The organism is Bacteroidota bacterium, from assembly GCA_008933805.1.
In the GTDB taxonomy this organism is placed as follows: domain Bacteria; phylum Bacteroidota; class Bacteroidia; order UBA8524; family UBA8524; genus SB11.
The window spans coordinates 134,876-159,826 of record WBUH01000005.1; the positions used below are offsets into that span (position 1 = coordinate 134,876).

The window sequence follows — 24,951 nt, forward strand, 5'->3', positions numbered from 1 at the left end:
ATCCTATTGCGTGTAATACCGTTGAACGTATGAGAAATTGCATTTTATTCATTTTCGTTGTCGCTATCTCTTTTATCAACCCGTTGAAATCACAAACATTGGGCACTGATATGAGCGGAAACTCGCCACTTGTGCATCAAGGCGGTAGTGCTTATGCCGACTTGGTAAATTCCAATTTCGGGGCATCGTTTTTTGCGTTTGACGATAACCTGTATTACCGACAATCCACCCTTTTTGGCGTAACAATAAACGGTTCTGACAGGGCCGGCATGGCTGCCTTTTTAAACAAGGGGATTACAGCTCCTCAAGCATCTGCGGCCTTTACCGTAGGCATGAGCAAAACAAACAACTTTATTAACCGGTATAAACCCCGTGCTGAGTATTGGGCATTGCTGGATGAAGAAGATTTGAGGCTCACCAGCCGGATGAACGCTTTGGTAAAAGACAGTAACCAACTGAACAAAATGCTGGAAAGCATAGACAAAAAGTTTCCTGCCGAAACCGACACACTAAAACAGTTGTTCTTTTCTATTGAGACTCCGGGTTTTGAACAATTAAAACTGGTATGGATAGCTTATGCCAAAACCGTAACAAAAACTGATTTTTACAATGAGGTTATTTCCCTGCTTTTGGGAGCCAACAGTGAGTTTACGTACCTTTTTACTGAGTATAAGGATTTAAAACAAAAACACGACCAGATTATTCTGCAAAAACAAACTATTGATAAACCAGTAAGGCCATTTGTACAGAACATATTGTACCTTACAACTGGGTTAAAACACAATGGTTTTTACCAAATTGACTCTCAAAACAATGCTATTAATGTTATCTTTAATAATATCACCGCGGGCTTTGTTGCCATAGGGGGCAGCCATTGCTTTGGCAACCGTGTTTTTTTAGGTTATCAAATAGGCCAAACCATGCTTGATAATTTTGAAGCCCTTGCTCCAATGGCCTACGATACAACAAAAACAGCCACAAAATCCCAAGCAGCTGCCACCCGTAGCTATCAAGTATATACAGGCACCTTTAATCGTTTTGTTTCGCCGTTTTTTTCATTCCACTTAGCCCTACGGCAAAAAGTAGGAAAAATAGGCCACGCCATTATCACCCCAATACAGTTTACTTATTCTGCTAAATCAACCATCGGGGCATCGGTACAGTTAATTACAAACAGCGGGGTAAGTTTTGGTGCCTCCATTGAAAACAGAATTATTAGCGATGCCAGACTGAAACAGCCAGGCCAAGAAACATTCAGTCAGGTCTATTTCGGCTTTAGATTAGGCCTTATTCTTGCCGATTTTGATTTTATGAATTAGCGGCTTGCAATTATAAATTGCTACTACTACCGCAACCACCAGCAACGGGTAAACAGGTACTTTAAACCTTGCACTGCCTATAGGCCCTGTAAGAAACCAAATATACCCTGCCATAACCAATAAGTATATTTTTGGCCACAATGGGGTTTTGATAAATACAAACACCACACACATTAGCAATATCAACACGTTTGCTATCATTTGCAGCAGCAGTACAATTATTAAGGCAATAGGCTGGGTTTTAATAAACCGTTTCAGTTCACCTATATCTCCTTTGCTGATGTAGTGCAACAGCCCTAAACCATCTGTTTGCGGGATATTAAAAAAACTAACGTAATCGTACCTGCCGGGGTCGGCCATAAAATTAAGCATCCCTCTTGCATGAAACTTGCCATAAGCAGGCACATCACTTAGTAATATTTGTTTGCAGGTATCTTTAATGTATTCGCATTGTTGCGCATAACTGCCCTTTTTTGCTACGGCTGAATCAATTACCACAATTACACTATCGCCGTACTCACTACCATACTTGGCAAACAAAAAATATTTAGTGTTATAATCTTTTAAATTAACATGGGTGATGGATGAATAATGCCTGTACCCTGTTTCTTGATAGTTTACCCCGCTCCACCAATAGGCTACCAATGGTAGCAACACTACTGTTAACGGCAAAAAATAATGCCTGTTTTTAATCGCAAAAATTAAAAGTACGACCAAGCTAATTACCCAAAAATACAGCATTACGGGTTTGGTAAGCAATGCCAATATTAGCAATGCTGTATTACCTATTATCCAATATTGTTTGTTGGTTTTTAAATAGCGTAAAAAGCAATAAAAAGCACCTGTTAAAAATGCCTGCAACAAGGTTTCGCTCATCACCATGTTGGCGTATAACAGTTGATTAGGAAATAGCACCCATAAAATTCCTGCCCACAAAGCAGGCTTTTCTATTCCAAAATCATCCCGTAATAATTTATATACCAGCCATGAACAAAAAATACTGATGATATTTTGCAACAACAGCACGGCATACAACGACCCGAAAATACTAGTTACTCCCCAAATAAATAGCCCGTACAAAGGCGGACGTTTACTGTAATAATCAATTTTTATAGGCTGGGTTGGGTCGTTGGCGTAAAAACTACCCGTAGCTTCAAAGTTTTTTGCCTGCCATATATAATCACCGCTATCAGGTAGCTGTATGTTACCCTTGTACAAGGCCAATACAAAAAATACCGCATGCAGTAAGGTTATAAACAGCAGGTATTTTCGGGCATTACTCAACAGTGCAAGTATTATTTTTTGAAATTATCCTTAATTACACCGTAAAACTCTTTATAAACTCCGGGGCAACAGGCCACAATTTCTTTCCCGAAAAGATAATTTCCCTTGCCTGAAAAATCAACCACTTTGCCCCCCGCCTGCTGCACAATAAATGCGCCCGCAGCCACATCCCAAGGACTAAGCCCCATCTCGAAAAACCCTTCAAAACGGCCCACAGCAGTGTAAGCTAAATCAATAGCGGCACTACCCATACGACGCAAACCGCGTGTAGATTTCATATAATGGCGCAAACTATTCACATAGCCGTCCATACCATCAAACTCATAATAAGGGAAGCCTGTAGCCAACAACGAGTCTTTCAACGCCGATACAGGCGATACTTTAATCTCAGTACCGTTTAGATATGCCGCAGAATCTTTCCACGCATAAAAACACTCATCCTTGCACACCTCATACACAATCCCCATCACCAACTTGTCTTTCTCAAGCAGTCCCACACTCACTGAAAACACAGGGATACCGTGAATAAAATTTGTAGTTCCGTCAAGCGGGTCAACCACCCAACGGTATTTGTGCCCTTCGGTTTGGGCTATCGTATTCTCTTCAGTAATAAATCCGCAGTCTTCTATCAATTGGTCCAACCCCTCAACAAGTATCTTTTCAGCTGTCACATCCACATAACTCACCAATTGGTTCAGGCTTTTTTCCTCAGTAGCCGTGCGGTCAAAGCTTGTAAACTCCTTGCGGATAAAAGCTCCTGCCTCCTGCACTACCTCAATAGCCTCACGGCACAACTTTTCATAATTCATGCCGCTAAGGTAAAACGCATTGATGAAATGTGTAAGTAAAGAATAGAAAGAAACCGTTAATGACTAATTGGATATACTACCAACCCCTAATCACTAAACATTAACAACCAATCACTTCTTCACCGAAGTATCCTCTTGCAAAGGTTGGGGTACAGAAAGCTGCTTGCGCTGTATAGGCGGCTCAGCACCTTCTCTGTAGTAATTTTTCCAGATAAGGAAACCACCGTAAAACACAATAAATATCATGGTGATAAATATCGAACGCTTGAACGCCTTAGGACTGGGCTCGCGGTCGTAAACAGGTATTTTGGGTTTATTCTCCATAATATTCAACAAAATTGCGTTCGGTTTCCACCAGTTTAAGGTAGTGCAGTTGGCATCCGTGCTCGCTGATAGGTTCGGCAAGTTGGTCCCAAATCTCCACCACAATATTTTCAATACTTGCCATTTTTCCGTGCATAAAATCAACATCCTCGTTAATGTTACGGTGGTCAAGTTTATCAATCACACGGTCGCGGATAATCTTTTTCAGTTCCTTTAAGTCGATAATGAAACCTGTGTCAGGGTTTGGCGACCCTTTTACGGTTACAAACAACTCAAAATTGTGACCGTGCCAGTTTTTATTGGCACAACGACCAAATACTGCGTCATTCTGCTCCTCCGTCCAATTAGGGTTGTACAGTTTGTGGGCAGCATTAAAATGCTCCTTGCGGGTTATGTATAGTAATTTAGGTTTCTCAGCCATAGCTGTAGGTTATCCGTTGTTACAAAAAAGTGTGCAAAGGTAGTCATATAAAAACAGATTATCAAAAGCACTGTAAACCGCCTGTAAAATCAACGTTTTTGCATTTTTCCGTAAAAACGTTTTAGGCATTTGCAAAAACTGCCTGAGAAAGCCAATCCAAGCACCCCACCTTTGTATTACAAACTATGATTACAAAAGGGGCAGCCCCATAAAAGCTGCCCATATTTTTTTAAAGCCAACTGCCTATGAAACCACAATTACTGTTTTGTTTGCTGTTCACCGTATTTGCAAGTAGTTGCGCCTTTAACACCTATACCTACATACCACAAATGCCTAACTCAGCTGCATTTAGCAATGCTGAGCAATTTAAAGCAAATGCTGCGCTGGGACGTTCCCACCTCGAAGCACAAGTAGCCTATTCACCTGTGAAACATCTTGCTGTAAATGGTGGTGCATTTTTGGGAGAGCATAACCAAATGGCACTTGAGGGTGGCTTAACAGCATACACAAGGCTTATAAGAAGTAAGCATTTATTTGTAACAGCAGGAGGCTCACTTTCTCAAGGCAATATCAATACTTCGTTTGATGATAAAAAGGATATTAAACAAGTAGATTTTTACTCAATCAACTGTAGCTATACCGGGAAACATTTTCAATACGGAATATATTGGCACGGTAACGATGTGTATTTGAACCGTGGGCATAACAGAAGAACATTCGGGTTTATTATTAAACACAGCTACATTAATTATGAAAACTACAGTTATACTGAAATAGACAGGAGTTTCAGAGGAATTCCAACCATACTGAATGCCGTAAACAGAACACAATTAAGTATTAAGTCTTTAACGTTGATGGCTTTTTTAGAAAACGAAATTTCTAAGTATGCTATCATACTCGTTCAAACGGGACTTCAACCCAAATCAACTCCGATGATAGGTTTATTCGATGCCCCACGTCAGCAGCGGATATTTTGGCTACCTAGCCGCCCCTTTCTCAACATCGCGCTCGGTATTAAAATCGATTAATGGTTTGTATAAAGGCAAAAGCCCCGACGATGCGGGGCCTTTTACACAACAAACATAATCTATGAGAAATTTTACTGCTTATAGAATTTAAGATTCGCCTGCCCCTTCCCATCAGCACTTATCACTTTTGCTATGTAATATCCTTGGGGTAAGTGTGCAATTGCAATTTCCAGCGTTGCCCCGTGTTCTGCAATGTATTGACCCTTGTAATACATCACCCCGTTTGCATTGCTTATCACAATTTCCGCAGTTTGCACACCACCTACAGTTAGGTTTAGCACCTCTTGAGCAGGGTTGGGGAACAAGGCCATTTCAACTACTGGTGCGTTTTGGGCAGTTTGCTCAGTACCACAGTTACAAGTTCCTTCGGGAATAGCAGGGGTATTATCTGCCACAAGATCATGACCTTTATTTCCGCCTGTAGGAGCACGATGATTGGGTCGTTTTATTTCAATTTCAGTGCAATAGCTATCCTTGCACCTGCCATCACGATTACTGATATACAAACAGATGCGGTGCTTGCCGGGAGCTAATTTAGCAATGTAGTTTTCTAAGTTGCTAACCCTTTGTCCGTCAATTACCCATGAATAGCTAAGATTGGTGCCTTTACTCATGTTGTAAAGCAACACTTTATACTCGTTCACCTCATACCTAAAGGCAGCCTGCAAGCGGCATGGTTCGGGCAACTTCACCTCTACTACTTTGCAAACGTGTTTCACACAGTTAGTGCCTTTAATTTTTACAGTAACGCAAACATTATAACGACCCGACTCTCTGAATTGGAACATGAATCCTTCTCGTTCTGATACTTTACGTCCGTTTATGGTCCACTCGTACACCAAATCTTTACCTTCGGCTTCAGCAATAAATAAGGCTTTACCGCTATTATTAATCCTGTATTTAAATTCAACTTTCAGTTTAGCACAAGGGTCGGGACGTTTAATCTCTACCACCTTGCAAATACGTTTTACGCAGTCTGTACCTTTAATTTTTACAACAAGGCAAACAGTATAGCGGCCGGGCTCCTTAAACTCAAACCTAAAGCCCTCTTTTTCAGAAACCTTACGGCCATCCACAGTCCATTCATATACCAAGTTTTGTCCTTTTGTAGTACTTACAAATCCAACATTCTTCCCGTCAATCTCAAACCTGTAAGAGGCTTCCAATTCGTGGCAAGGGTCGCGCTTCACTTCAATGGTTTTGCAAATTGTTTCGCGGCATTTACCATCCCTGCTCACCACTGTAAGGCATACTTTGTAGATTCCGGGTTGTTTAAAATCAAACTCCGGGTTAGGGCGGTCGCTTGTATGTCCGTTACCAAACTCCCACTTATATACCCAATCGTTCAGGTTGCTTTTAACTTCACTTTTCAAATAGGCTACAGTTCCTTTTAATTCCACCCCAAAGCCAATTTCAAGGCGGCAAGGTTCTTTTATTTCCACCCGTTTACACACCGTATCGGCACAACGACGCACAGTGTTTTCAAACTTGTATTCACGTTTCACAATCAGGCACACCACATACACACCCTGTTTTTTAAAAGTATGTTCGGTACTACTGTTATGAGCCGTTGTATTATCGCCAAAGCTCCACAAATATTCAGTCCCGGTAGTTTGTGAACCTGTAGATTTTGCAGTGATTTTATAACCGTCTGTTTTCAGTTCAAAATTTGCATTGCATTCCCTGTTTTGTGCTTGTACGGCATTCCCTGCCAATAAGCAAATGGCCATCACCATCAATGATGCCAACACTTTAGTCAAAATAGTAATCGTGTTTTTCATAATTGTAAGGGTTTGATTTTATTAATTAGTCGGGATGGTTTATAAACGGTTGTAAAATTTTTTAAACTATTTTTTATCACCAACGGATATACACAAAAAAGCCACTGTTAGCAATTACTTGCACACAGTGGCTAATATCAAAAATGCTCTGTTGGCGTTACTGTTTCACAAACTTTGTGTGTGTGGTGGTGGTACCTGTTGAAACTGTCAAAAAGTAAACCCCTTGCGCCAGTCCTGTAATATCAATATCTGTTTTTCCCCCGCTAAAGGGTTGCGTTGCAAGGCAAATACGTCCCTGCATATCACTAATTGTAATCTTACTTTCACCCTCATCCTCAGTAACCACCGTTAATTGTGTAGTTGCGGGATTGGGATACACCGCAATGCCTTGTTCACTAATTAGCATAGCCGCACTTTGCAGCCTATCCATAGTGCAATACACTTTATTGGTAGTATGTTGGGTAGCAAAGTCAAACCACACTTCGGCCTTGTTCTTCACAAGTGTTCCGGCAGGTGTTTTATCACTCATACGTATCTTAAACCGTATGTGTCCCCTGTTATCAACAAAATCACTGCTGTGTAATAAGTTGGGCGGTAAATTAATATTAGAAAAAGTCCATATTAATACCCCTTTACCCAATTGCGGGGGCAGATTTACCACCTGTGTGGTGTATGGATGGCTGGCACCTAATTCTTGTATGTATTCAATACTCAGGTTCAAATCTATTGTATCCACCACCACCACCGTTTGTATGGTATCGTTGGTAGTGTTTTCAAACCGTATCAGATACTCAACATCGTGCTGGCCGCCATTAATATCAAATATTGTTACACTGTCGCCCGTTTTCGGCTCAGGAAAAATATACTTCCAGTTAATTATAGTGTCATTATCAACCGTTTGTTGCAGTGTGTCGTAATTATCAGTACCAAAAACATCGTTCACACTGGCTGCATCTGCTAAAAACTCAATTTGTCCCGTAGAAGCACCTTCAACCTTGCCTTTAAACGCAATCGTTTTTTCTTCGCCGGGGTCAAGACTACTAAACTCCCATTGCGCCACCCCACCCGTAATAGATTGTGGCGGAGGTATGGCCGAGAAGTTTTTAAACCCTGTATCGATTTTCAATTTCAACTTGCCTTGAGAAATAGCTTTACCTCCATTATTTTTATAACTCAACGTGTAAAACTCTGTTATCCCCCTGCGGGCTTTGTAACCTGCATTAGGCAATATTTTAATCCCCACATCCTCAATACTTCCATCAAGGCGAAGGGCAAAATCGGCTGTATCAAAAATCACATTGTTGGTAGCTGGCGTAAACTGGTATAACGTAGGATTACAGCTACTTAGCGACCAATATTTTTTGGGTAAAATGGTAATGGGGTAAGTTCCGCTGCGGGGCACTACAAAAAAGTATATCCCTTCCCTATCCGTATAGGTAACCACCAACCCGTTAAATAAGCGCAATACTTGGCCAGCCAAAGGTTTCTCGCCTACATCACGACGGCAGTTATTATTTGCATCGTGGTACACTCTGCCGGCTATAATGGCTAAATCGTTATCAAACTCAGCAACGCGGTTCAATTGTATCCTGCCGAAACTTAAAAAGTTACCCGTAGCAAAAAAACGGTTTTTAAATCCCTTTAAAAATCTTACACCTGTTAGGTTTATCTCATCAAGCGTTAGCCATGAGGTATCCGACCATTTAATAATACTGTTGTTTTTGGGTGAGATATTAAACGACCCGCAAGCCCATATTTCATTATCAAAAAACTCAAGGTCACTGAATACCGCAAGGTGTAAGTTGGGAAAACCCTTTGTACGGCTTTGCCAACCGCCATTTATGTATGAATAGATTATACGGTCTGAGTTATTTCCCAAGCCAACGGCCATTAATTCGGTTTTTGCGTTTTGCAAATGAGCAATTGAATGAAACGGACTTGTAGAATCGGCAATGGTGGATGAGCCTTTCAGTTTAAATATGGGTACGCTTTTATTGCTTATGGCATGGGTATAATTACCACACACAAACAACGAATCATTAAACACTTCCAAATTAAGTGCTTGACCTATATAGGCCCCGCCTTGCAGTCCGTCAACCCCTTCCCACTTAAACCCGTTAAATTTTGCTATTCCGTTGGCTCTGGTGGTATCAATACGCGAAAACCCGCCCGCAGCATATAAAAACCCGTCAAACACTTTTAAAGCATTTATACGGATAGGGCTTTGGTCTTCAACACGACGTCTGGCTGCATTCAGCCATTTTTTACCGTCAAGTACTAATAGTCCTGTTTTTGGTGATGCTAAAAACACAGTATCAAAAAAACCGCCTGCATATAACTTATCCTTATACCATTCTACAGAGGTAATGTATGATTCAGGGCCGGCTACAAACGTTGACAAGTCTTGCCAAAAGAACCCGTTCCAACGTGCCACAGCAAATATTTTGTTTTTGTTGGGTGCCGTAGTCGAGTCAACAAAGGCAAAATACATATTATCGTTTGTTGAAGTAACTGCAACAGGAATTTGCTGAAAACCCTGTCCCAGCGGCTTCCATATTTGTGCAGTAGTGTTCAGGGTACCTAATATACCCAACAATAACAGTATGCCTGTAAGTCTCAAAAACTTCATCAACGGATTCACTTCGTTAAATTATAATTTATACCCAAATGTAACCCAAAATTACGCGGACGCACTACTGTGCCAATCGCATTGCTATACAAGCCACCTGCAAAACGACTCATTTGCAAGCCCACATTTACCTGCCATTGCGGGCTTAACTTATAATATACCCCCGTTTGTATAGCTACACTTGCGTTCCATTTGCGCAAAACATCTTTTTGTTTTGCTGCATCGATACTAAACAAGCTAAAGGGACTTATCGCCTCACCGCTCACACTTGCCAGTCGCTGCAACTGAATACTGCCGCCAAATTGCAGCCCGATTTTTTCGGTTAGTTTCAAGTTATAACTTGCTTGTAAAGGCAATGTAACGTAGGTATATCTGCTACTAATGGTAAGGTTTTGGCTGCTGTCCCTAAAATTGGTATAAAAATACCCGATAATTTGTCCGCCGGGGTTAAATACAGGTACCGAGTCGTACACCTGATGGGTATAGCGGTAATTACCGCGGGTTCCTACAGAAGTAATACCAATACCGGAGCCAAAAGACCAGTCATTGATTTTGTAATTGATGGTGATAAGCGATGTTATTGCCAAGCCGGCTTTAGTGCCGTTGCGCAATATGCTGCCGTACTTGGTTTGGTCTTGAGCTGCAAACATTGAGGCTGTAGGCGATAAATTAAACCCGATACTAAAAGGCGAGAGTTTGCCAAGCGTTGGGTTTTTTGTTGTTTTTGACTCAGGCTCAATACTATCAACCTTCGCTACTGAAGGTTCTGACTCCTCTTGGGGTTTTGTGGTATCATTAGTCGCTATCACTATTGGTTTTGTGTCGGCTATCGGAGTTTCATCATGGCTTGCCTCAATGGGCTTACTGTCTTCTTTATTCTCAGTTTCTTTTGCTGTTGATGTTTCCTTGCTGCCTGCACCCGCACCATTATCAGTGCTTGGCTTGTCGGTAGTTTCTTTTCCGCCCGATTTATTATTACCCGACTGTTTAGGGGCAGTTTTTTGCTTAGGCTGTACAGACTTATTATCATCCGCAAACTTCGATTCAGATTGAGTTGTGGTAGTATCAGAACCTAAACCACTGTTGCTGTTTTCTGTTTCAGAAGATGGGGTTTGTGTACTTCCGTTTTGTGGGCTGTGAGAAGAAGTGTTTGAATTTGTAGGCTGCTCGGTTGAGTTTGTTGTTTGTTGTTGAGCGAACGTAGCAGCATTAGTATCTTTAGTATCACTGATAAGATAAATACCCGTGCCTGTGCCTAACAGCAACAAAACTCCCACTACCCACAGCCACATTATGCGACGTTTCCGGCGTTTTTGGGCAGCAGCCAACGAGGCCTGCATAGCAAACCAATCGTTGCCCTCAACAGGTAACTGCATATTACCCAAGCCACGGCGGAAAAAATCGTCAATATGTATTCTCTTCTTAGTCAATTAGTTTCTTGTCTTTTAATGCTTTTTTAAGCAAATCTCTTGCACGCGATAACTGCGATTTTGATGTACCCTCAGATATTCCCAGCATTTGGGCTATATCCTTGTGCCCGTATCCTTCAATAGCATATAAATTAAATACCAGTTTACTGCCCTTAGGCAACTCATCCACCAGCTGCAACAACACATCTTCACTCACTTCGGGGCCCGGGTCGTCAATCTCGTGCTCCACATCATACTCCTCACCGTCCTTCATGTTATCAAACAACTGCGAAACCTTCGTTTTCTTCTTAAAAAAATCAATCGAAGTGTTTATCATAATCCGCGTTATCCATGTTTCCAGCGTGCTGTTAAACTTAAACTTGCCGATATTCATAAACACCTTCACAAATGCCTCGTGCATTATATCCTTGGCATCGTCCCTATCGTTGCAGTAGCGGTAGCACACCGCCAGCATTTTAGGCGCTAGCCTTTGGTACAACACCTGTTGCATCTTAGGGTCGTTATCAGCACAGCCCTTAACTATATCGTTATCATTCCACACGCAGGTTTAAACACTATTTTGACATAGATACTTAACGAAGGTTGGAAAATTTCTTCAAAAATTTCTCTGCACTTGCCAAAGCATCAAAACAAAGTTAGGAAATGATGTTAACCCTAATGACTAGAGACCTTCCTAAAACAGAAAAGCGGAGCAGGGTTTAAACCTTGCTCCGCTTATAGCTCAACAACGGTGGGTTTCATACCCACCTCCACCGCCCCCCAACGGCCATTCCGTCACCCCGACGGGCATAAAGCCCGCCGCTATCAAAGGGTTCCGTCCCGAATGGTTTTAAACCATTCGGGACGTTACACCCCAAAAGCCCTGAATTTTATATTCAGGGCAACATTGGGTTTTGTACCCACCTTAAATAATTATTTAGCACATCTTCCCTAACCCCGTTCACCCTATCCATCACATAATGCTCGCGTACGGTTTCGTGCAGGGCTTCGCCCAACTCTTGGCGCAACGTGGGCGTTTGTATCAACTTCTTAATGTACTTGTACCAATCGGTTTTATTATTCTCAACAAACAGCAAGTTCTTATAATGCTCGCCCAGCAACGTGTACGGATACACCTTTGATACCACACAAGGCTTCTTAAACCAGCCTGCCTCCAGCAATTTCAACGGGCTTTTACAGCGATTAAACGACGTATCGGCCAACGGCACAATACACACATCCAGTTTATTGTATAACGTGGCATAATGCCGTATATCAAGCCCATGCACCCGTTGGTAATTAGGCCTTGCCCGGCCTGCCGTAAAAATTTGCTCGTAATACCCCCACACATCAAAATTTTGGGGACTATACCCGCACAAATTCACCCCGAAATGAGGCTGCAACGGCGCATCTTCATACAGCTTCTCAAACCCACGCTGCAACAACGGTATATCATCCGTATGGCACAAACCGCCCACCCAACCCACACGCACCACATCGCTGTACAAAGGTTGCGGCACAAATTGCGGCTGCTCAGGGTCGATAGCATTAGGGGCAACCGCCACATTCTTATTCAGCTTGCGCACTTGGGCGGCCAAATGCGGTGTAGTCGTAATCACCGCAGTTGCATTTTTAAGCGCCAACTCAATACGGTCGGCCATTCGGTGTTGCCGCCATTGGTCGTACAACAAATGCGAGGTTGGCAACCGCCAATAGTCGTCTACATCCACCACAAACGGAATACCCGCCTTTTTAAGTGCATTCAGCACCAACTCATCGCGGCCAAAATTGCTTAACACACGACTAAACACTACCACATCAAAATTTTCAAGACGGGTATTCTCAGGGTCAATTTCATTAATCTGATGCAATTCGATAGGGCTGCGCTGACTAAGATGGATAAAGGGTATCAGCAGGCGGTGGTATTCAACACCGCCCACATTAAAAGGGTCGCTCTTACTCCTGTAATTTACCACCAGCAACACCTTAGTCTTGGTCGGCATACGCACGCACCTCCTTCACGTATTTCCTAAACATGTATATCACCGATTTTAAAGGGATACCCGTCCTACGGCTCGCCTCTCTAAACGATTTACATTCCGAAACCTCTACACACAAACGCGCAGGGTAAAAATGGGGCGGCTCTTTACGACTATCATCTGCAATCTTCTTCAAAGCCCTCAACTCCCTACGGTTAATACCCTCGTGGTCAATAATCTCCTCCGCCACATCATACGTCTCATCATCCCACGGCGAAAAAGGCTGTGTATATTTCTTGTTAAACAAACTGTACTTATCGTTCTTTTGCCAAATAATCATGCGGGCCACATACAATTTCAAATAACCCTTCGCATGTATTTCAAGCACCTTTTCAGGTTTATCGTATAACTGGCATATTACTTCGTGCAATAAATCTTCATTATCCTGTTTTCCAACCGTTCCGCTAAGCAATTTCAATTGCGGGTCATTATATATCTCTTCAATTATTTTATTTAATTCCATAACCTTTTGTTCTTATTTTGCTTCGTTCATCCGTTTTATGCGCATACCTTTACCTGTCAGTAGTTTTCACCGCTGTTTTGTAGGTTTACAGTTATGGTATCCTGTTATTTTTTTTGAAGGGCCTTTTACGATAGGGCGGCACCCTTCCACTCCGAAAAATTCTTTTCCAATGTATTTTTTAGGCAGAGGTTATATCCTCCAAATCATTTTTTGCAATTAATAGGGCTGCGCTTCAACTCTTGTCTGCATTTGGCGCAGGCATCGATAAAATATCCTTAGGCAATGGTAAACTATCGGTAGTTAATCCCGCCACTTGATTATATAGTAGCGTGAGCGCCATCCGCCACTCGGTATCCGTTCCTGCAAGGCCGTACCGTTCGTACGTTTCAATGTAGCTGGGTTGGTGCAGCAAACTCACCGTAAACGTCCCTTTCGTCCACTTGCCCTCAATCTCAGCCAGTTGATTACCCTCAATGCGGGCTATACAAAAATTTTTTCCGTGGCGCACCGGCCCGTTCGTTAATTTTTTAATTAATACGTTCATTTTTAAGCTATAAATAATTGTAAATAGTAAGAGGTGTGCCTTGAAGGCTTGCAATTAGAAATCCAAAAGGAAGGGAGAAGAAATCAATAGTTTTGTTTAATAGCGGTTTAAAAAAGCATCCTGCAAACGTTTGCAAGTATCATGGCTACCGTAAGCACAAGAATCAATACTTCAATGTCGTTCACCTGCTTTGCTCCGCGGGGTTTAAATAGCTGCTTCATGCTGATAGGGTTTGGGGCTGGTGTGTATTGTTGGCTGAAGCTGCTCTTTGTACTCTTCCCAAGCCTTATCAACCAAACGGCCCAGTTTTTCTTTAATCGCCACCAGGGCATCGTGCGTGGGGTGCAGTTCCCACATCATCTCGTACAATTCGTCGTTAATCACCTTAAGTTGCATCGTTACTTCCTTGTTTATTAATAATTCTGTTTCAATCGACATGACAAAAGTATATGTTTTTGTTTACTAATAGAAACATTTTTGAATATGTTTTAAAGAAAAAATGCTACTGATTGATTATCAGTAGAAAAAATTTTGAAACCTCATAAATATGCATTTAACGTTTGATTTATAGCGATTTGAGCAATGAAAAAGAGCCATATTTTTGTCACAAACCACCTAAGCACTACGCAACCAATATGTAAACAAAATCATTTCTATAAAGACTGATAGCTTACCGAATCTTTATTCGGTTATTTACCCGCCCGAGTGCTTGCAAGAACTTTGCACCAGCAAAATTTAATAGTACTCAAACAATGAAATACAAGACTTTATCATTGGATAGAACCGACGTTGCCCCTTTTGTACTTTGGGCAATAGTGGCATTCTTAACATGGCTGTTTATGCACAGCGCCGATCATTACCTTACCCTTACACCCGAAGCATTGGGCAAATACTTTAGCCTGCGTTGGGTATTAATCTCCCACATTACCGCCGGTGGTGGTGCGTTATTATTAGGACTTATACAGTTTTGGCCCAAACTGCGGAACTTTAGCTACAAAGTGCACCGCATTATCGGCATACTGTATTTGCTGGCTATTTTAGTAAGCAGTATTTGCGCGGTAATACTGGCCTTTACCACAGCATACAAAGTAAACTGGGCGTATGCGTTTTCGGTACAAGTATGGGCATTCGTATGGATTAGCTCCACAGCCATTGCTTACTATACCGCCATTAAAAAGAAATTTACCCAGCACCGCCAATGGATGACAAGAAGTTACTTGGTAACTCTTGCTTTTATTATATCAGGCTTATCGCTACAAACCCCTTATGTAAAGAGCCTGGGCAGTTTTGAAGATATATCACCCTCTTTATTTTGGATGGGTTGGGCAGTACCCTTGTACATGTACGAGATACTTTTAAGCCGCAAAGCAAAAGTATAAAAAGTATGGATTGGCCGAAGGTTAAACAGCCTCGGCCAATTTATCCATTAATTCATGTTTATAGGTATTACCCCAATCGTCCAACTGTTTCACAATGGGCAAAAAACTCCTGCCCAGCTCAGTAAGGCGGTACTCGCTACACAGCGGAAACCCCTCAGTAGTCTCTTTAACCACCACGCCAATCCCCAGTAATTCACTCAGTTGCATATCCAGCACCCGTGGCGTAGCCTCAGGTATGTAGCGGTGTATTTCGCTCGGCCTTGTGCAGCCCTTGTCTATCGCATCAATAATACAGGGTTTCCATTTAGCACCAAACACCCGCATGGCCACAGTAATGCCACAACTAAAATCTTCCTTAATTTTTCGTTCGTACATACCTCACAAAATTACGAGTTCCCAAAGTCAAAAATCAGGCCGCCAATACCGAATAATTATTCGGTACACCGATTATAAACCCTACCCCTGTTTTCCGTGCCTGCGGAAAGCCGCAATAAACTGACTACTCTATAGCACAAGCCGCTATCCACCAACAACTATCAACCACCAACATCCCCGACATCCGACATCTGACATCAGACATCCATCCCCACCAACAACCACCAACTATCAACCACCACCACACCCCTGACATCCAACATCTGCCATCTGACATCCATCCCCACCAACAACCATCAACCATCAACAACCATCAACCATCAACTACCAACCAACAACACCCCCGACATCAAAAATTTCCTCCCCCACATTGCACACTTTGCACCCCCTCCAATTACAGGGCAAATGCAAAAACAACTCCCTGTTTACAAATTAAAAATTACCGATGAAGACCCTGTATCAGGGGTTGATTACGTAGCATTGGTAGATGTGCCCGCCACCGAATTTAATTGGGTGGCATTTAACCGCCAAAAACCCATGCAGTTTAAGGTGCAGCACGCCGAGCAACGCATTATCTGCGGTGCGCTGATGGTAGCCAACCTGCCCATTTACCGCAAAGAGGGCGACCGCGAGTACTACGTGGTATTTGATGAGCCTACCATTAAAAGTGTTTGTTATAAATACTTCCGCAACCGTTACACCGCCAATGTAAATGTAATGCACAACCCGCAGCAAAAAGTGGGCGGCGTGTACATGGTGCAAAGCTATTTGATTGACAAACAAAACGGCGTAAATGCCCCTGCTTACTACCCCGAATTGCCTGACGGCAGCTGGTTTGGATGTTTTAAGGTGGATAACCCGCAAGTGTGGGACAACTACATAAAAACAGGCAAACTGCAAGGGTTTAGCGTGGAAGGGATGTTTGGCCAAATGCACGTAACCGATGCATCGGAAATTATTATCCAACAATTAATTGAGATTATCAAAAATGAAAATGACTAAAGAAAAAATCCTGAAGGCCATTGGTACCGATGCCTGGGATAAAATTAAAAAACTGGCCTTTGGCGAACAGCCCGCAGGCGAAGTAACCGAAACAATGCTGACCGACGGCACTGAAATTATGTACGAAGGCGCGCTGGCAGTAGGCACATTGGTGATGGTAATTACCCCCGAAGGTGAAATGCCCATTGCCGACGGTAAGTACGAATTGGAAGACGGTACCCGCTTCACCACCAAAAAAGGAGCGGTAGCAACCTTAGCCGCAGGCGGCGGAAAAGGCGTGAAAACAGGCTCGAAACCACAAACGGGCGCAATAAACCAAGCATCAGACCTGAAAGAGAAAATAGAAATGATGTACCGACAGCACGAAGAAAACGCGGTGGAGTTGGCCGCTATAAAAAAGCAATTCAGTACTATGCAGGCCGATAACAAAGCCTTGCGCCAAAACCTGAGCAAAATTAGCCGCGTACTGGAAATACTGGTAGAAAACACCCCCGACGAGCCTATCCGCAACCGCCAGTTTGCCCATAACACCAATAACCCCACCAAAGCCGAGCGCATCGCCGCATTACTGAAAAGCTAATTCATTGCTTTTGGGAATTGGCCTTTAACCCTTAGCAATGACACTATGCTTTCATCTGCTAAAAGCCAAAGGCTAACGGCTAATAGCGATTAAAAATACTATCAACTCAAAACGATACAACACAACAATGAAACACAACTCAATTCCCCGATTGCTTAAGCATTCGTTTGCATACAGCATCAGCTCGCTGGATAACTATACCGAGCAAAACGTAGTACCCTTGGTAACCAAATCACTGTTTGGCAGCCGCACCGCCGAATTGTTCCCCGTACAAACAGGTATCAAATCAGCCGAGGTCATCAACATCATGGACGACCAAGTGTATTTTCAAAGCGGCACAGGATGCGGCTTCACCGCCAGCGGCGATACCACCTTCACCCAACGCACCATCACTGTAGGTAAAATCAAAGTGAATAAAAAATGGTGTCCCGATGAATTGGAAAGCAAATGGACACAATTTTTGCTAAACGCAGGCAGCTACTACGAAACCCTTGTGCCCGAAGAAGCCCTTGCCGATTTTATGACCGCTATTATTGCGCAGGAAATGGAAAAAGCTTACTGGCGCGGTGATACCACCAGCGGCAACCCAAACCTGAACAAATTTGATGGTTTTGTAAAAATTATCGACGCTGCCGGAACTGCCGTAGCAGGTAACACAAGCGCGCAAACTTCTATCACAGTGGCTAACGCCGTGGCAATACACAACAATATCCTTACTGCATTGCCCGCAAGTCTTTTAGACAAAGACGATGTGGTAATCTTAGAAGGATGGGACACTTTCCGCAAATTGATTTTAGGTCTTCAAGACGAAAACAACTTCTTTTACGATGCTGCCGGACCTGATAATCACATTGCAGGCGAATTGAGGTTGCCCGGAACTAACATTCGTGTGGTGGCTGTTCACGGTCTAAACGATACCAACCGCATTTTTGCAGGCCGCAGCAGCAATTTCTTCATCGGCACTGATTTGCTGAACGATTTTGAAAACTTCAACATCTGGTACAGCAAAGACAACGACGAGGTGCGCATGAAGGCCCGTTGGAAAGCCGGCGTACAAGTAGCATTCCCCAACGAAATTGTACAATACACCAACGCATAATAGCTGTTTGCTCTTGGCTCTTGGCAATTAGCTAAAAGCCAAATGCTAATTGCCAAAAGCAGCCAACCCAAAATAAAAATCAAAACTCTTAAAACATAAAACTTAACAACTAAAAATATGTCATGTGCATTAACCACAGGCTTCACGCTGGATTGCCGACAAAGCAACGGCGGTATAGAAGCCGTATATTTTACAGAAATAGCCAACAAGGCAACATTAACTGCTGCAAGCGGTGTCATCACTGCATTCACATTGGCAGCCACTAAAAAATTCTTCAAATACGAGTTGAGAAAAAAAACAGGGCAGTTGGAACAAAACATACAGGTAAACAACGAAAACGGCACTGTATTTTACGAACAAACTCTTACCGTTAAATTAGATAAGTTGGAGGTAAATAAACGCAACGAAATTTTGTTGCTGGCCAAAAACAACCTGATGGTAATTGTGAAGGATAACAACGGCAAATACTGGCTGGTGGGCGAAACCCGCGGTGCTTTGTTAAGTGCCGGAAAAGGAACCACAGGAACCGCCTTTGGCGATATGAGCGGCTTTGAACTAACCTTTACAGGTGAAGAGCCCGAATTGGCCAAAGAAGTTGACTCAACCCTTATTGCTACATTAACAGCATAACCTTACAACGTACCGGTTTCATTCATCCGTTCTCCGGTATTTGTGCCCCGTTTGCAGCAATGCAAGCGGGGTTTTGTTTTATAGTGAAATGATAATCGCACGCAAGGGAGCAATAAAGCATAAATTTGTTAGTGCCTTGGTGTCTTAGCGGCAGAAAAACCTTACAGTTTCTCCAAATACTTCTTTATAGCAAGTGGGAAATGCTTGTACTCCAACTCGTGTACCTTTTTAGCCAACGTTTCAGGCGTATCATCAGCATCAATCCTTGTTACAGCCTGCAACACAATTTCACCCTTATCGTATTCAGCGTCCACCGTGTGTATAGTTATACCGCTTTCCTCTTCCCCGGCTTCAATAACAGCAATATGTACATTCATTCCGTACATTCCCTTACCGCCGTACTTAGGCAACAACGCAGGGTGTATATTCAAAATCCTGTTAGGAAACGCCTCGATAAGATTAGCAGGCACCAGCCATAAAAACCCGGCCAACACTACCAAATCAGCATCAAAAGCCTCAATCAAATCAACAATTTTGCGGGTATTGTAAAACTCGTCCCTATCAAAAACCACACAGGGTACATCAAGGTCTTCGCAACGTTTTATTACGCCAGCTTTAGGGTTATTGCAAAAAACAGCCTCAACACTTGCAGTGCCGTCTTTCCTAAAAAATTCAATAATATTTTGGGCATTACTGCCTGAGCCCGAGGCAAAAATCACTATGTTTTTCACCCCCGCAAGATACGGCTAAAACTCAAGTTCGGTATTAATGGCCTGCCCCATAAACGCATTGAAGTTAGACAAGCCGTTAAACAAGTGCATGGGCACAACACTGATAATGAAATCGGTTTTGTTGTCAGACTTACGAACGCGCTTAGAAACAAGTGTCGATGTACCTGTCCATGGCGAAACCACACTGTTGTTTTCACGAGTAATACGGCCGTTGTACAATACCGAGTAAGCATACAGGTTGTTATCAATCGGCAACTCATACGGCCTGATACCTGTTAAAAAATTAGGGGTGCGCAAAATTGGCCATGCGCCGCTCACAGGCAACAACGAGTCGTTTTGTTGCATCAAAAACGCATCTTTATTGGTAACAGGTAAATAAGATTTTATGGGGGTAAAGTCTAAGTAAGCAGGGTCGGTGGGTAAATTATCATTGGCAGCACTCACCACCATCATACGCCCGCCTTTATCAAAAAACACCGACGACGATTTTTGCAGTAATCCCAAACTGGCTTCGGTATCATCGCTAAACCACAATATGCGTTTAAAGAAACCGAATATCTGTGCTTGGGTAAAAGGGTCGGGAGATAGTTCTGTATAATTATTTCCGTTCCGCTCGGTAGCCATCATCAAATCATACGGTTTTGAGGTTGCCGATGCCAACGCAGTTAAATAAAAGTTTTGCACCGATGCCCTTAAAAACTGCGATTCAATAGCATTTACCACCAATATATCGCCTTGCGGTTTGCGTACAAACAAGGTGTAAGACGCAGTAAATGATGACTTACTGCCTGTTTTATCAATGGCACGTATATACAGCTTGTTGCTGTCGTTCAGTTTTAAACCCCCAATGGTGCGGTTCCATGGGGTTTGGTTGCTTCCTAAATAAATATCGCAGTCGGTAATACTTCCGGTAAGGTTTTTACCCACTACTAATATATCGCGGATACCGGGGGCAATTTTAGTAAACGGACCGTTGGTATCGTTAAAACAAATCTCAAACGAGTCCAGCGAAATATCACCGTCCAAATCGCCTGCCTGCCAAGTATAACGGATAGCGGGGAAACTACGCACAGGGGTGCGCGAAGGCACAGCCGACGATACATAAAAGTTAACCGTAGGGGCTGAGTTTTTTACAGGGAAAAACAAACGAGCAGGAGAAGCATCAGCGTTGCCGTTGTTATCTATGGTACGAACTTCAAAATCAAAATCAAACGTATCAGAATTGGTAGGGATTATCAGCGTAAAAACTGAGTCCTGCTTTTTGGTTGCCTGCCAAGCTGAATTGTTGATACGGTATTCATACCCGGTAACAAAACCATCAGCATCAGTACCCCACCATTGCACCCGCACTTGCGAAGTGAAACGGTTATCCCCTTGCCTCACAATAGTATCAGCTACCAAATGTGTTTCAGGCGCGGTATTGGGTTTGGCAGTTCCGTCAAAATCCTTTTTGCAGGCGGCCAGCATTGCCACACAGGCCAATATGTATATGCAGCGAAGTACTCCCTTCATTCAACTGCAAACTTAGCTAATTTATACCTTTTGTTAAGTTAATGATATGTTAGCTTTTGAGATAAACTAATGCCGATTCTTACACGCAGCCCTTATTTGATAGACTTTAACAGCTCCGCAGCCTCTTTCTTCAATTTTTCATCTGTAAAAATCAACGACTCAAGCACTCTCTTAGCCTCAGCAGGGTTGTTTTGCTTCATTAGTGCTTTTGCCCTAAGCAGTTGGCCCTGCTCGTAATAGGTAAAAACCACGTTCTGCAATACCAGCAAACAACTGTCGTATAGTTTTGCATCAAAGTAACTTTGTGCAGTCAGGTAATTTAAAGAATCCTGTTGAGGGCTAAAGAAATTCAAGTTAGACACCTCTAAATTGTTATTAGAGATATTATTATTCCTGAAATTGTTACTGACGTTATTATGTGAGGGATAAATATCCCTTCTCTGCTCCTTTTTAAGGGGTTGAGTAGCTTCTTTTTTATAATCAACTGCGGGTGGCGAAACTGTACTTTCTGTTATTACCACCTCTTTTTCTTCCATATCATCCGCACCCGCAACTTTTTCCGTTTCCTCTGCTTCACTTTTAAAAACACTTTCAGGTAAAATGCTGCTTTCATCTTTACTCACAGAAACACTTTCGACATTCACAGGCGCACTATTAACTTCTCGTTCTTTTGAAGGAACAGAACCTGAGGGAACCGAACGTAATTCAGTAACACTATCTCTTTTGACAACGCTCTCTTCCACTTCAGAAGAAGCCGCTCCTTCCTCAGCCTTTCTTATATTCTCACTTTTAACTATCCTATCATCAGCAACGGGCGTAAGATTGTACCAACCTATGCCTAACCCAACCAGCAAAACAGCAGCGGCACTCCAATACCATAAAACCGCCATTCGTTTCCGTTTGGGTTTCAGGTATTCGTCCACTTCTGCATTAATAGCAGCCACCGTTTGGGGCAGCATTTCGGGATGTGCAAGCGTATCAATACCTTCCTTCATATCCGCGCACAACTCACACCCTGCAACGTGTTGCTGCAAGGCTTGCAATTGGTTGGGGCTAAGCGTTTTTTGCGCATAGCCTTCCCACATCTCATTGCTTATACATTGTGCTGTATCCATACTAGTAATGCCCATCCAAAAAGAATTCCTTTTTGTGCAAGGGCGTTTTTTAAATTACGTTTACCGTTTTGTATATAACTCTTCACCTCATTAGCGGTGTAGCCCGTTTGCAGGCTTATCTCCTCATAACTTTTCTGTTTCAAAAAAAACAAATCAATACATTCCCGCTGCTTCTCATTCAACTGTGCCAATGCATTTTCCAACGCTTGCAGTTTGTGCTCTTTTTCCTCCCCTTCACCCTCTTGATGCAGTAACTCACCAAATTTCACAAAAAAAGTTTCACTTTCTTCTTCAGGCTCAGCTACCAGCACTTCCAGTGCGGGTTTGCGTAATTGCATCAAACAATAGTTTTTGCAAACACTGTATAGCCAACTTTTAAAATTTTGCGGACTGTGCTTCAATAAGTCGGTAAACAGCTTTTCAAAAACAGCCATGCTGGCATCTTTGGCTGCGGCCTCATCCCTCAAGTATTTATGGCATACCGTAAAACTAAGTAATGAGTACCGCTTAAACAGCTCACCCACCACCCATTTGTTATGGGTGTGTTGGTACTCTGCCACCAGTTCCTCATCCGTTTTATGGTGCTCAAATGCCGCCATTTACAAGGGTTTCAAAAAAATTTTATTTCAGCTTATGGAATTTCAATTATAGCTGCATCAAATAGCAAACCAAATACATCATCAAATATGAAACAAATTCTTGTCGTATTCGCCATTATCTGTTGCGGCGTCGCAAATGCACAATCCCCCAAAGCCATCAATGCCAAACTGCAAAAAGTTACTGTGTATTTGCAGGGAGCTGATTTACATTATACCGAGAACGTGAACCTGAGTGCAGGCATCAACGAGTTTGCCTTTGAGAACATATCGCCTTACATCAATCAACCGTCGCTGCAAGCCAGTATTAAAAACGGAGTGGTGATGGATGTGAAATATGAACTTGTGTACGAAGAAGCCAAACCGAAACCGACTGCCAATAAAAAATACGACAAGGAGATTGAACAGGTGTTAGACTCTTTGGATGATTTGAGGTATGAAGAAAAGGATGCGGACAACCATTTAAAAGCCCTGACTACTGAAAAAAATATGTTGATGAACAACCGCATCATTAAAGGTGAGCCGTTGAAAGACTCGTTGCAGTTGTTGCAACAAGGGATGGCTTTTTTGAAAGAACGACTAAATGCCATTTATGCCGAAGAGTTGAAGTATGAAAAGATTAAGGACAAAATTGCAAAGGTGCGCAACCGACTTAACAACCGCCACAAAGCATTGCTACTATTGCAAAGTGGTGAAGGCGCAGACAATAGCGGCGATGCCAAGCCCATACACAAAGTATTGGTAACGGTGTACGCTGAAAACCCAACCACCACACAACTTAGTTTTAGTTATTTTGTTGATGCTGCAAACTGGGTACCCGCTTATGATTTGCAAGCCTCTTCTGTAAACGGTTCGTTAAAGCTGAACTACTTTGCCAACGTTACACAAAATACCGGCCTTGATTGGAAAAACACTCAGCTTACCTTAAGCACCTCCACTCCTACCGAAAGCAATACCAAACCTACCCTTAGCCCTTGGTACCTTAGTTTTTACGAGTATAAAAGTTATTCACCCGCACCTTCCACAAACTCAGCAATGCCGCTTAAAAAGGAAAGTTTAGCCTTTAGACATAATAATGCTGACGATATGACCGACCTGGAGGAAAAGGACTTGAACTCGCTGTTAGATTATATCAGCGTTACAGAAAACCTGTTGCGCGTAGAGTACGAGATAAAGCTGAACTACACATTGAACAGTGACGGAAAAACCCATAAAGTACTGATTAACGATAAGGATGTGCCGATGACCTTGCAGTTTGCCGCTGTTCCTAAAATAAGTTCTGACGCATTTTTAATGGCTCGTATCACCGGATGGGAAGAAATGAACATCATTCCGGGCAATGCCCGTTTGTATTTTGACGGTGCATTTGTAGGCCAGATGTATTTAGACCCTTCAACCACCGAAGATACACTAAGCGTAAACTTAGGCAGGGATAAGAGTTTTGCCCTAACCCGCAAAAAGGTAAAAGAAAAACACAAAGAGAGATTTATAGGGGATGAAAAGATTGAAACCCGCACCATTGAGATTGTAGTACGGAACACTAAAAACCAAGCCATTGATGTGGAGGTAGAAGACCAGATACCCGTAGTAAGCGGCACAAACGAAATAAAAGTGGTATTGAAAGAAAGCGACGATGCAGAGTTGGACGAACCCAGCGGCAGCCTGAAATGGAAACTGAAGCTAAAAGCCAAAGAAACCAAAAAACTTAAGTTTACGTACGAAATCCATTACCCCAAAGACAAACCCATAGCGGGGCTATAATAAAGAATGTTATCACGCAAGTAAGTGTTACTGTCCCTTTTTGCCACGATAAGTTAAAACCTATCGCTTTTGTGATTTCCTCCCCGCGCAGGACTTAAGTCCTGCGCGGGGAGGAAATTTT

At 42.6% G+C, this 24,951-nt stretch carries 25 protein-coding genes; 8 read left to right on the forward strand and 17 right to left on the reverse strand.

All coding sequences use genetic code 11. From position 1 onward, the window contains the following. Positions 1 to 29 precede the first annotated feature (29 nt). Positions 30 to 1,319 carry a hypothetical protein gene (locus F9K23_06900; protein KAB2916922.1) on the forward strand — a complete coding sequence of 430 codons (1,290 nt, stop codon included), beginning with the start codon at positions 30 to 32 and terminating at the stop codon, positions 1,317 to 1,319. Here F9K23_06900 and F9K23_06905 read toward each other — a convergent pair. The 4 genes from F9K23_06905 to F9K23_06920 form a co-directional block, all read right to left on the reverse strand. Next, entirely contained in the window at positions 1,281 to 2,618 is a 1,338-nt protein-coding gene (locus tag F9K23_06905; GenBank protein KAB2916923.1) for a glycosyltransferase family 39 protein, read from the reverse strand. The genes F9K23_06900 and F9K23_06905 overlap by 39 nt on opposite strands. Next, positions 2,615 to 3,412, reverse strand: coding sequence for an inositol monophosphatase (locus tag F9K23_06910; protein ID KAB2916924.1), 798 nt, complete (start codon positions 3,410 to 3,412; stop codon positions 2,615 to 2,617). Before F9K23_06910 ends, F9K23_06905 begins: the two co-directional genes overlap by 4 nt. Before the next feature lie 111 nt (positions 3,413 to 3,523). Further along, complete coding sequence (locus tag F9K23_06915) at positions 3,524 to 3,736, reverse strand: hypothetical protein (GenBank protein ID KAB2916925.1); 213 nt, start codon at positions 3,734 to 3,736, stop codon at positions 3,524 to 3,526. Next, positions 3,726 to 4,157 (reverse strand): 6-carboxytetrahydropterin synthase, encoded by a 432-nt coding sequence (locus tag F9K23_06920; protein KAB2916926.1) that lies wholly within the window; start codon positions 4,155 to 4,157, stop codon positions 3,726 to 3,728. Before F9K23_06920 ends, F9K23_06915 begins: the two co-directional genes overlap by 11 nt. Positions 4,158 to 4,402: 245 nt before the next feature. On the opposite strand from F9K23_06920, the gene F9K23_06925 reads away from it, so the two are divergent. Further along, positions 4,403 to 5,185, forward strand: coding sequence for a hypothetical protein (locus F9K23_06925; GenBank protein ID KAB2916927.1), 783 nt, complete (start codon positions 4,403 to 4,405; stop codon positions 5,183 to 5,185). A 71-nt stretch (positions 5,186 to 5,256) separates the two neighbouring features. On the opposite strand, the gene F9K23_06930 is transcribed toward F9K23_06925, so the two are convergent. The 8 genes from F9K23_06930 to F9K23_06965 form a co-directional block, all read right to left on the reverse strand. Then, positions 5,257 to 6,966, reverse strand: coding sequence for a PKD domain-containing protein (locus tag F9K23_06930; GenBank protein KAB2916928.1), 1,710 nt, complete (start codon positions 6,964 to 6,966; stop codon positions 5,257 to 5,259). A gap of 157 nt (positions 6,967 to 7,123) precedes the next feature. Beyond that, positions 7,124 to 9,595, reverse strand: coding sequence for a T9SS type A sorting domain-containing protein (locus F9K23_06935; protein KAB2916929.1), 2,472 nt, complete (start codon positions 9,593 to 9,595; stop codon positions 7,124 to 7,126). An 8-nt stretch (positions 9,596 to 9,603) separates the two neighbouring features. Further along, on the reverse strand, positions 9,604 to 11,025 hold the full coding sequence (locus F9K23_06940) for an outer membrane beta-barrel protein (GenBank protein KAB2916930.1): 1,422 nt from the start codon (positions 11,023 to 11,025) through the stop codon (positions 9,604 to 9,606). Beyond that, a complete protein-coding gene (locus F9K23_06945; GenBank protein ID KAB2916931.1) occupies positions 11,018 to 11,566 on the reverse strand; it encodes an RNA polymerase sigma factor in 549 nt (182 codons plus the stop codon). The genes F9K23_06940 and F9K23_06945 overlap by 8 nt, the downstream gene beginning before the upstream one ends. Before the next feature lie 334 nt (positions 11,567 to 11,900). Next, a complete protein-coding gene (locus F9K23_06950) occupies positions 11,901 to 13,007 on the reverse strand; it encodes a glycosyltransferase family 4 protein (GenBank protein KAB2916932.1) in 1,107 nt (368 codons plus the stop codon). Beyond that, the gene (locus F9K23_06955; GenBank protein ID KAB2916933.1) at positions 12,991 to 13,506 is read right to left on the reverse strand and encodes a hypothetical protein; all 516 of its coding nucleotides are present in this window, start codon (positions 13,504 to 13,506) and stop codon (positions 12,991 to 12,993) included. The genes F9K23_06950 and F9K23_06955 overlap by 17 nt, the downstream gene beginning before the upstream one ends. A 232-nt stretch (positions 13,507 to 13,738) precedes the next feature. Further along, the gene (locus F9K23_06960; protein KAB2916934.1) at positions 13,739 to 14,050 is read right to left on the reverse strand and encodes a hypothetical protein; all 312 of its coding nucleotides are present in this window, start codon (positions 14,048 to 14,050) and stop codon (positions 13,739 to 13,741) included. 204 nt (positions 14,051 to 14,254) lie between these two features. Beyond that, complete coding sequence (locus F9K23_06965) at positions 14,255 to 14,488, reverse strand: hypothetical protein (GenBank protein ID KAB2916935.1); 234 nt, start codon at positions 14,486 to 14,488, stop codon at positions 14,255 to 14,257. Between the two features lie 314 nt (positions 14,489 to 14,802). Between F9K23_06965 and F9K23_06970 the strand changes: the two genes are divergently transcribed. Then, positions 14,803 to 15,429 carry a DUF2306 domain-containing protein gene (locus tag F9K23_06970; protein ID KAB2916936.1) on the forward strand — a complete coding sequence of 209 codons (627 nt, stop codon included), beginning with the start codon at positions 14,803 to 14,805 and terminating at the stop codon, positions 15,427 to 15,429. 21 nt (positions 15,430 to 15,450) lie between these two features. On the opposite strand, the gene F9K23_06975 is transcribed toward F9K23_06970, so the two are convergent. Further along, positions 15,451 to 15,804 carry a helix-turn-helix transcriptional regulator gene (locus tag F9K23_06975; GenBank protein ID KAB2916937.1) on the reverse strand — a complete coding sequence of 118 codons (354 nt, stop codon included), beginning with the start codon at positions 15,802 to 15,804 and terminating at the stop codon, positions 15,451 to 15,453. A 405-nt stretch (positions 15,805 to 16,209) separates the two neighbouring features. Here F9K23_06975 and F9K23_06980 point away from each other — a divergent pair, with 405 nt between their 5' ends. From F9K23_06980 to F9K23_06995, 4 genes are all read left to right on the forward strand, one after another. Further along, entirely contained in the window at positions 16,210 to 16,806 is a 597-nt protein-coding gene (locus F9K23_06980; GenBank protein ID KAB2916938.1) for a hypothetical protein, read from the forward strand. Next, positions 16,799 to 17,386 carry a hypothetical protein gene (locus F9K23_06985; GenBank protein ID KAB2916939.1) on the forward strand — a complete coding sequence of 196 codons (588 nt, stop codon included), beginning with the start codon at positions 16,799 to 16,801 and terminating at the stop codon, positions 17,384 to 17,386. The genes F9K23_06980 and F9K23_06985 overlap by 8 nt, the downstream gene beginning before the upstream one ends. Before the next feature lie 127 nt (positions 17,387 to 17,513). Continuing rightward, the gene (locus F9K23_06990) at positions 17,514 to 18,485 is read left to right on the forward strand and encodes a hypothetical protein (protein KAB2916940.1); all 972 of its coding nucleotides are present in this window, start codon (positions 17,514 to 17,516) and stop codon (positions 18,483 to 18,485) included. A gap of 117 nt (positions 18,486 to 18,602) precedes the next feature. Beyond that, a complete protein-coding gene (locus F9K23_06995; GenBank protein KAB2916941.1) occupies positions 18,603 to 19,115 on the forward strand; it encodes a hypothetical protein in 513 nt (170 codons plus the stop codon). Between the two features lie 161 nt (positions 19,116 to 19,276). On the opposite strand, the gene purN is transcribed toward F9K23_06995, so the two are convergent. From purN to F9K23_07015, 4 genes are all read right to left on the reverse strand, one after another. Then, entirely contained in the window at positions 19,277 to 19,846 is a 570-nt protein-coding gene (gene purN, locus F9K23_07000; GenBank protein KAB2916942.1) for a phosphoribosylglycinamide formyltransferase, read from the reverse strand. Positions 19,847 to 19,861: 15 nt separating this feature from the next. Continuing rightward, entirely contained in the window at positions 19,862 to 21,358 is a 1,497-nt protein-coding gene (locus F9K23_07005; protein ID KAB2916943.1) for a hypothetical protein, read from the reverse strand. 92 nt (positions 21,359 to 21,450) lie between these two features. Then, a complete protein-coding gene (locus F9K23_07010; GenBank protein ID KAB2916944.1) occupies positions 21,451 to 22,473 on the reverse strand; it encodes a hypothetical protein in 1,023 nt (340 codons plus the stop codon). After that, positions 22,452 to 23,072, reverse strand: coding sequence for a sigma-70 family RNA polymerase sigma factor (locus F9K23_07015; protein KAB2916945.1), 621 nt, complete (start codon positions 23,070 to 23,072; stop codon positions 22,452 to 22,454). The genes F9K23_07010 and F9K23_07015 overlap by 22 nt, the downstream gene beginning before the upstream one ends. On the opposite strand from F9K23_07015, the gene F9K23_07020 reads away from it, so the two are divergent. Next, a complete protein-coding gene (locus F9K23_07020; protein KAB2916946.1) occupies positions 23,010 to 24,830 on the forward strand; it encodes a DUF4139 domain-containing protein in 1,821 nt (606 codons plus the stop codon). The two genes, F9K23_07015 and F9K23_07020, sit on opposite strands and share 63 nt — an antisense overlap. The last annotated feature ends 121 nt before the right edge of the window (positions 24,831 to 24,951 follow it).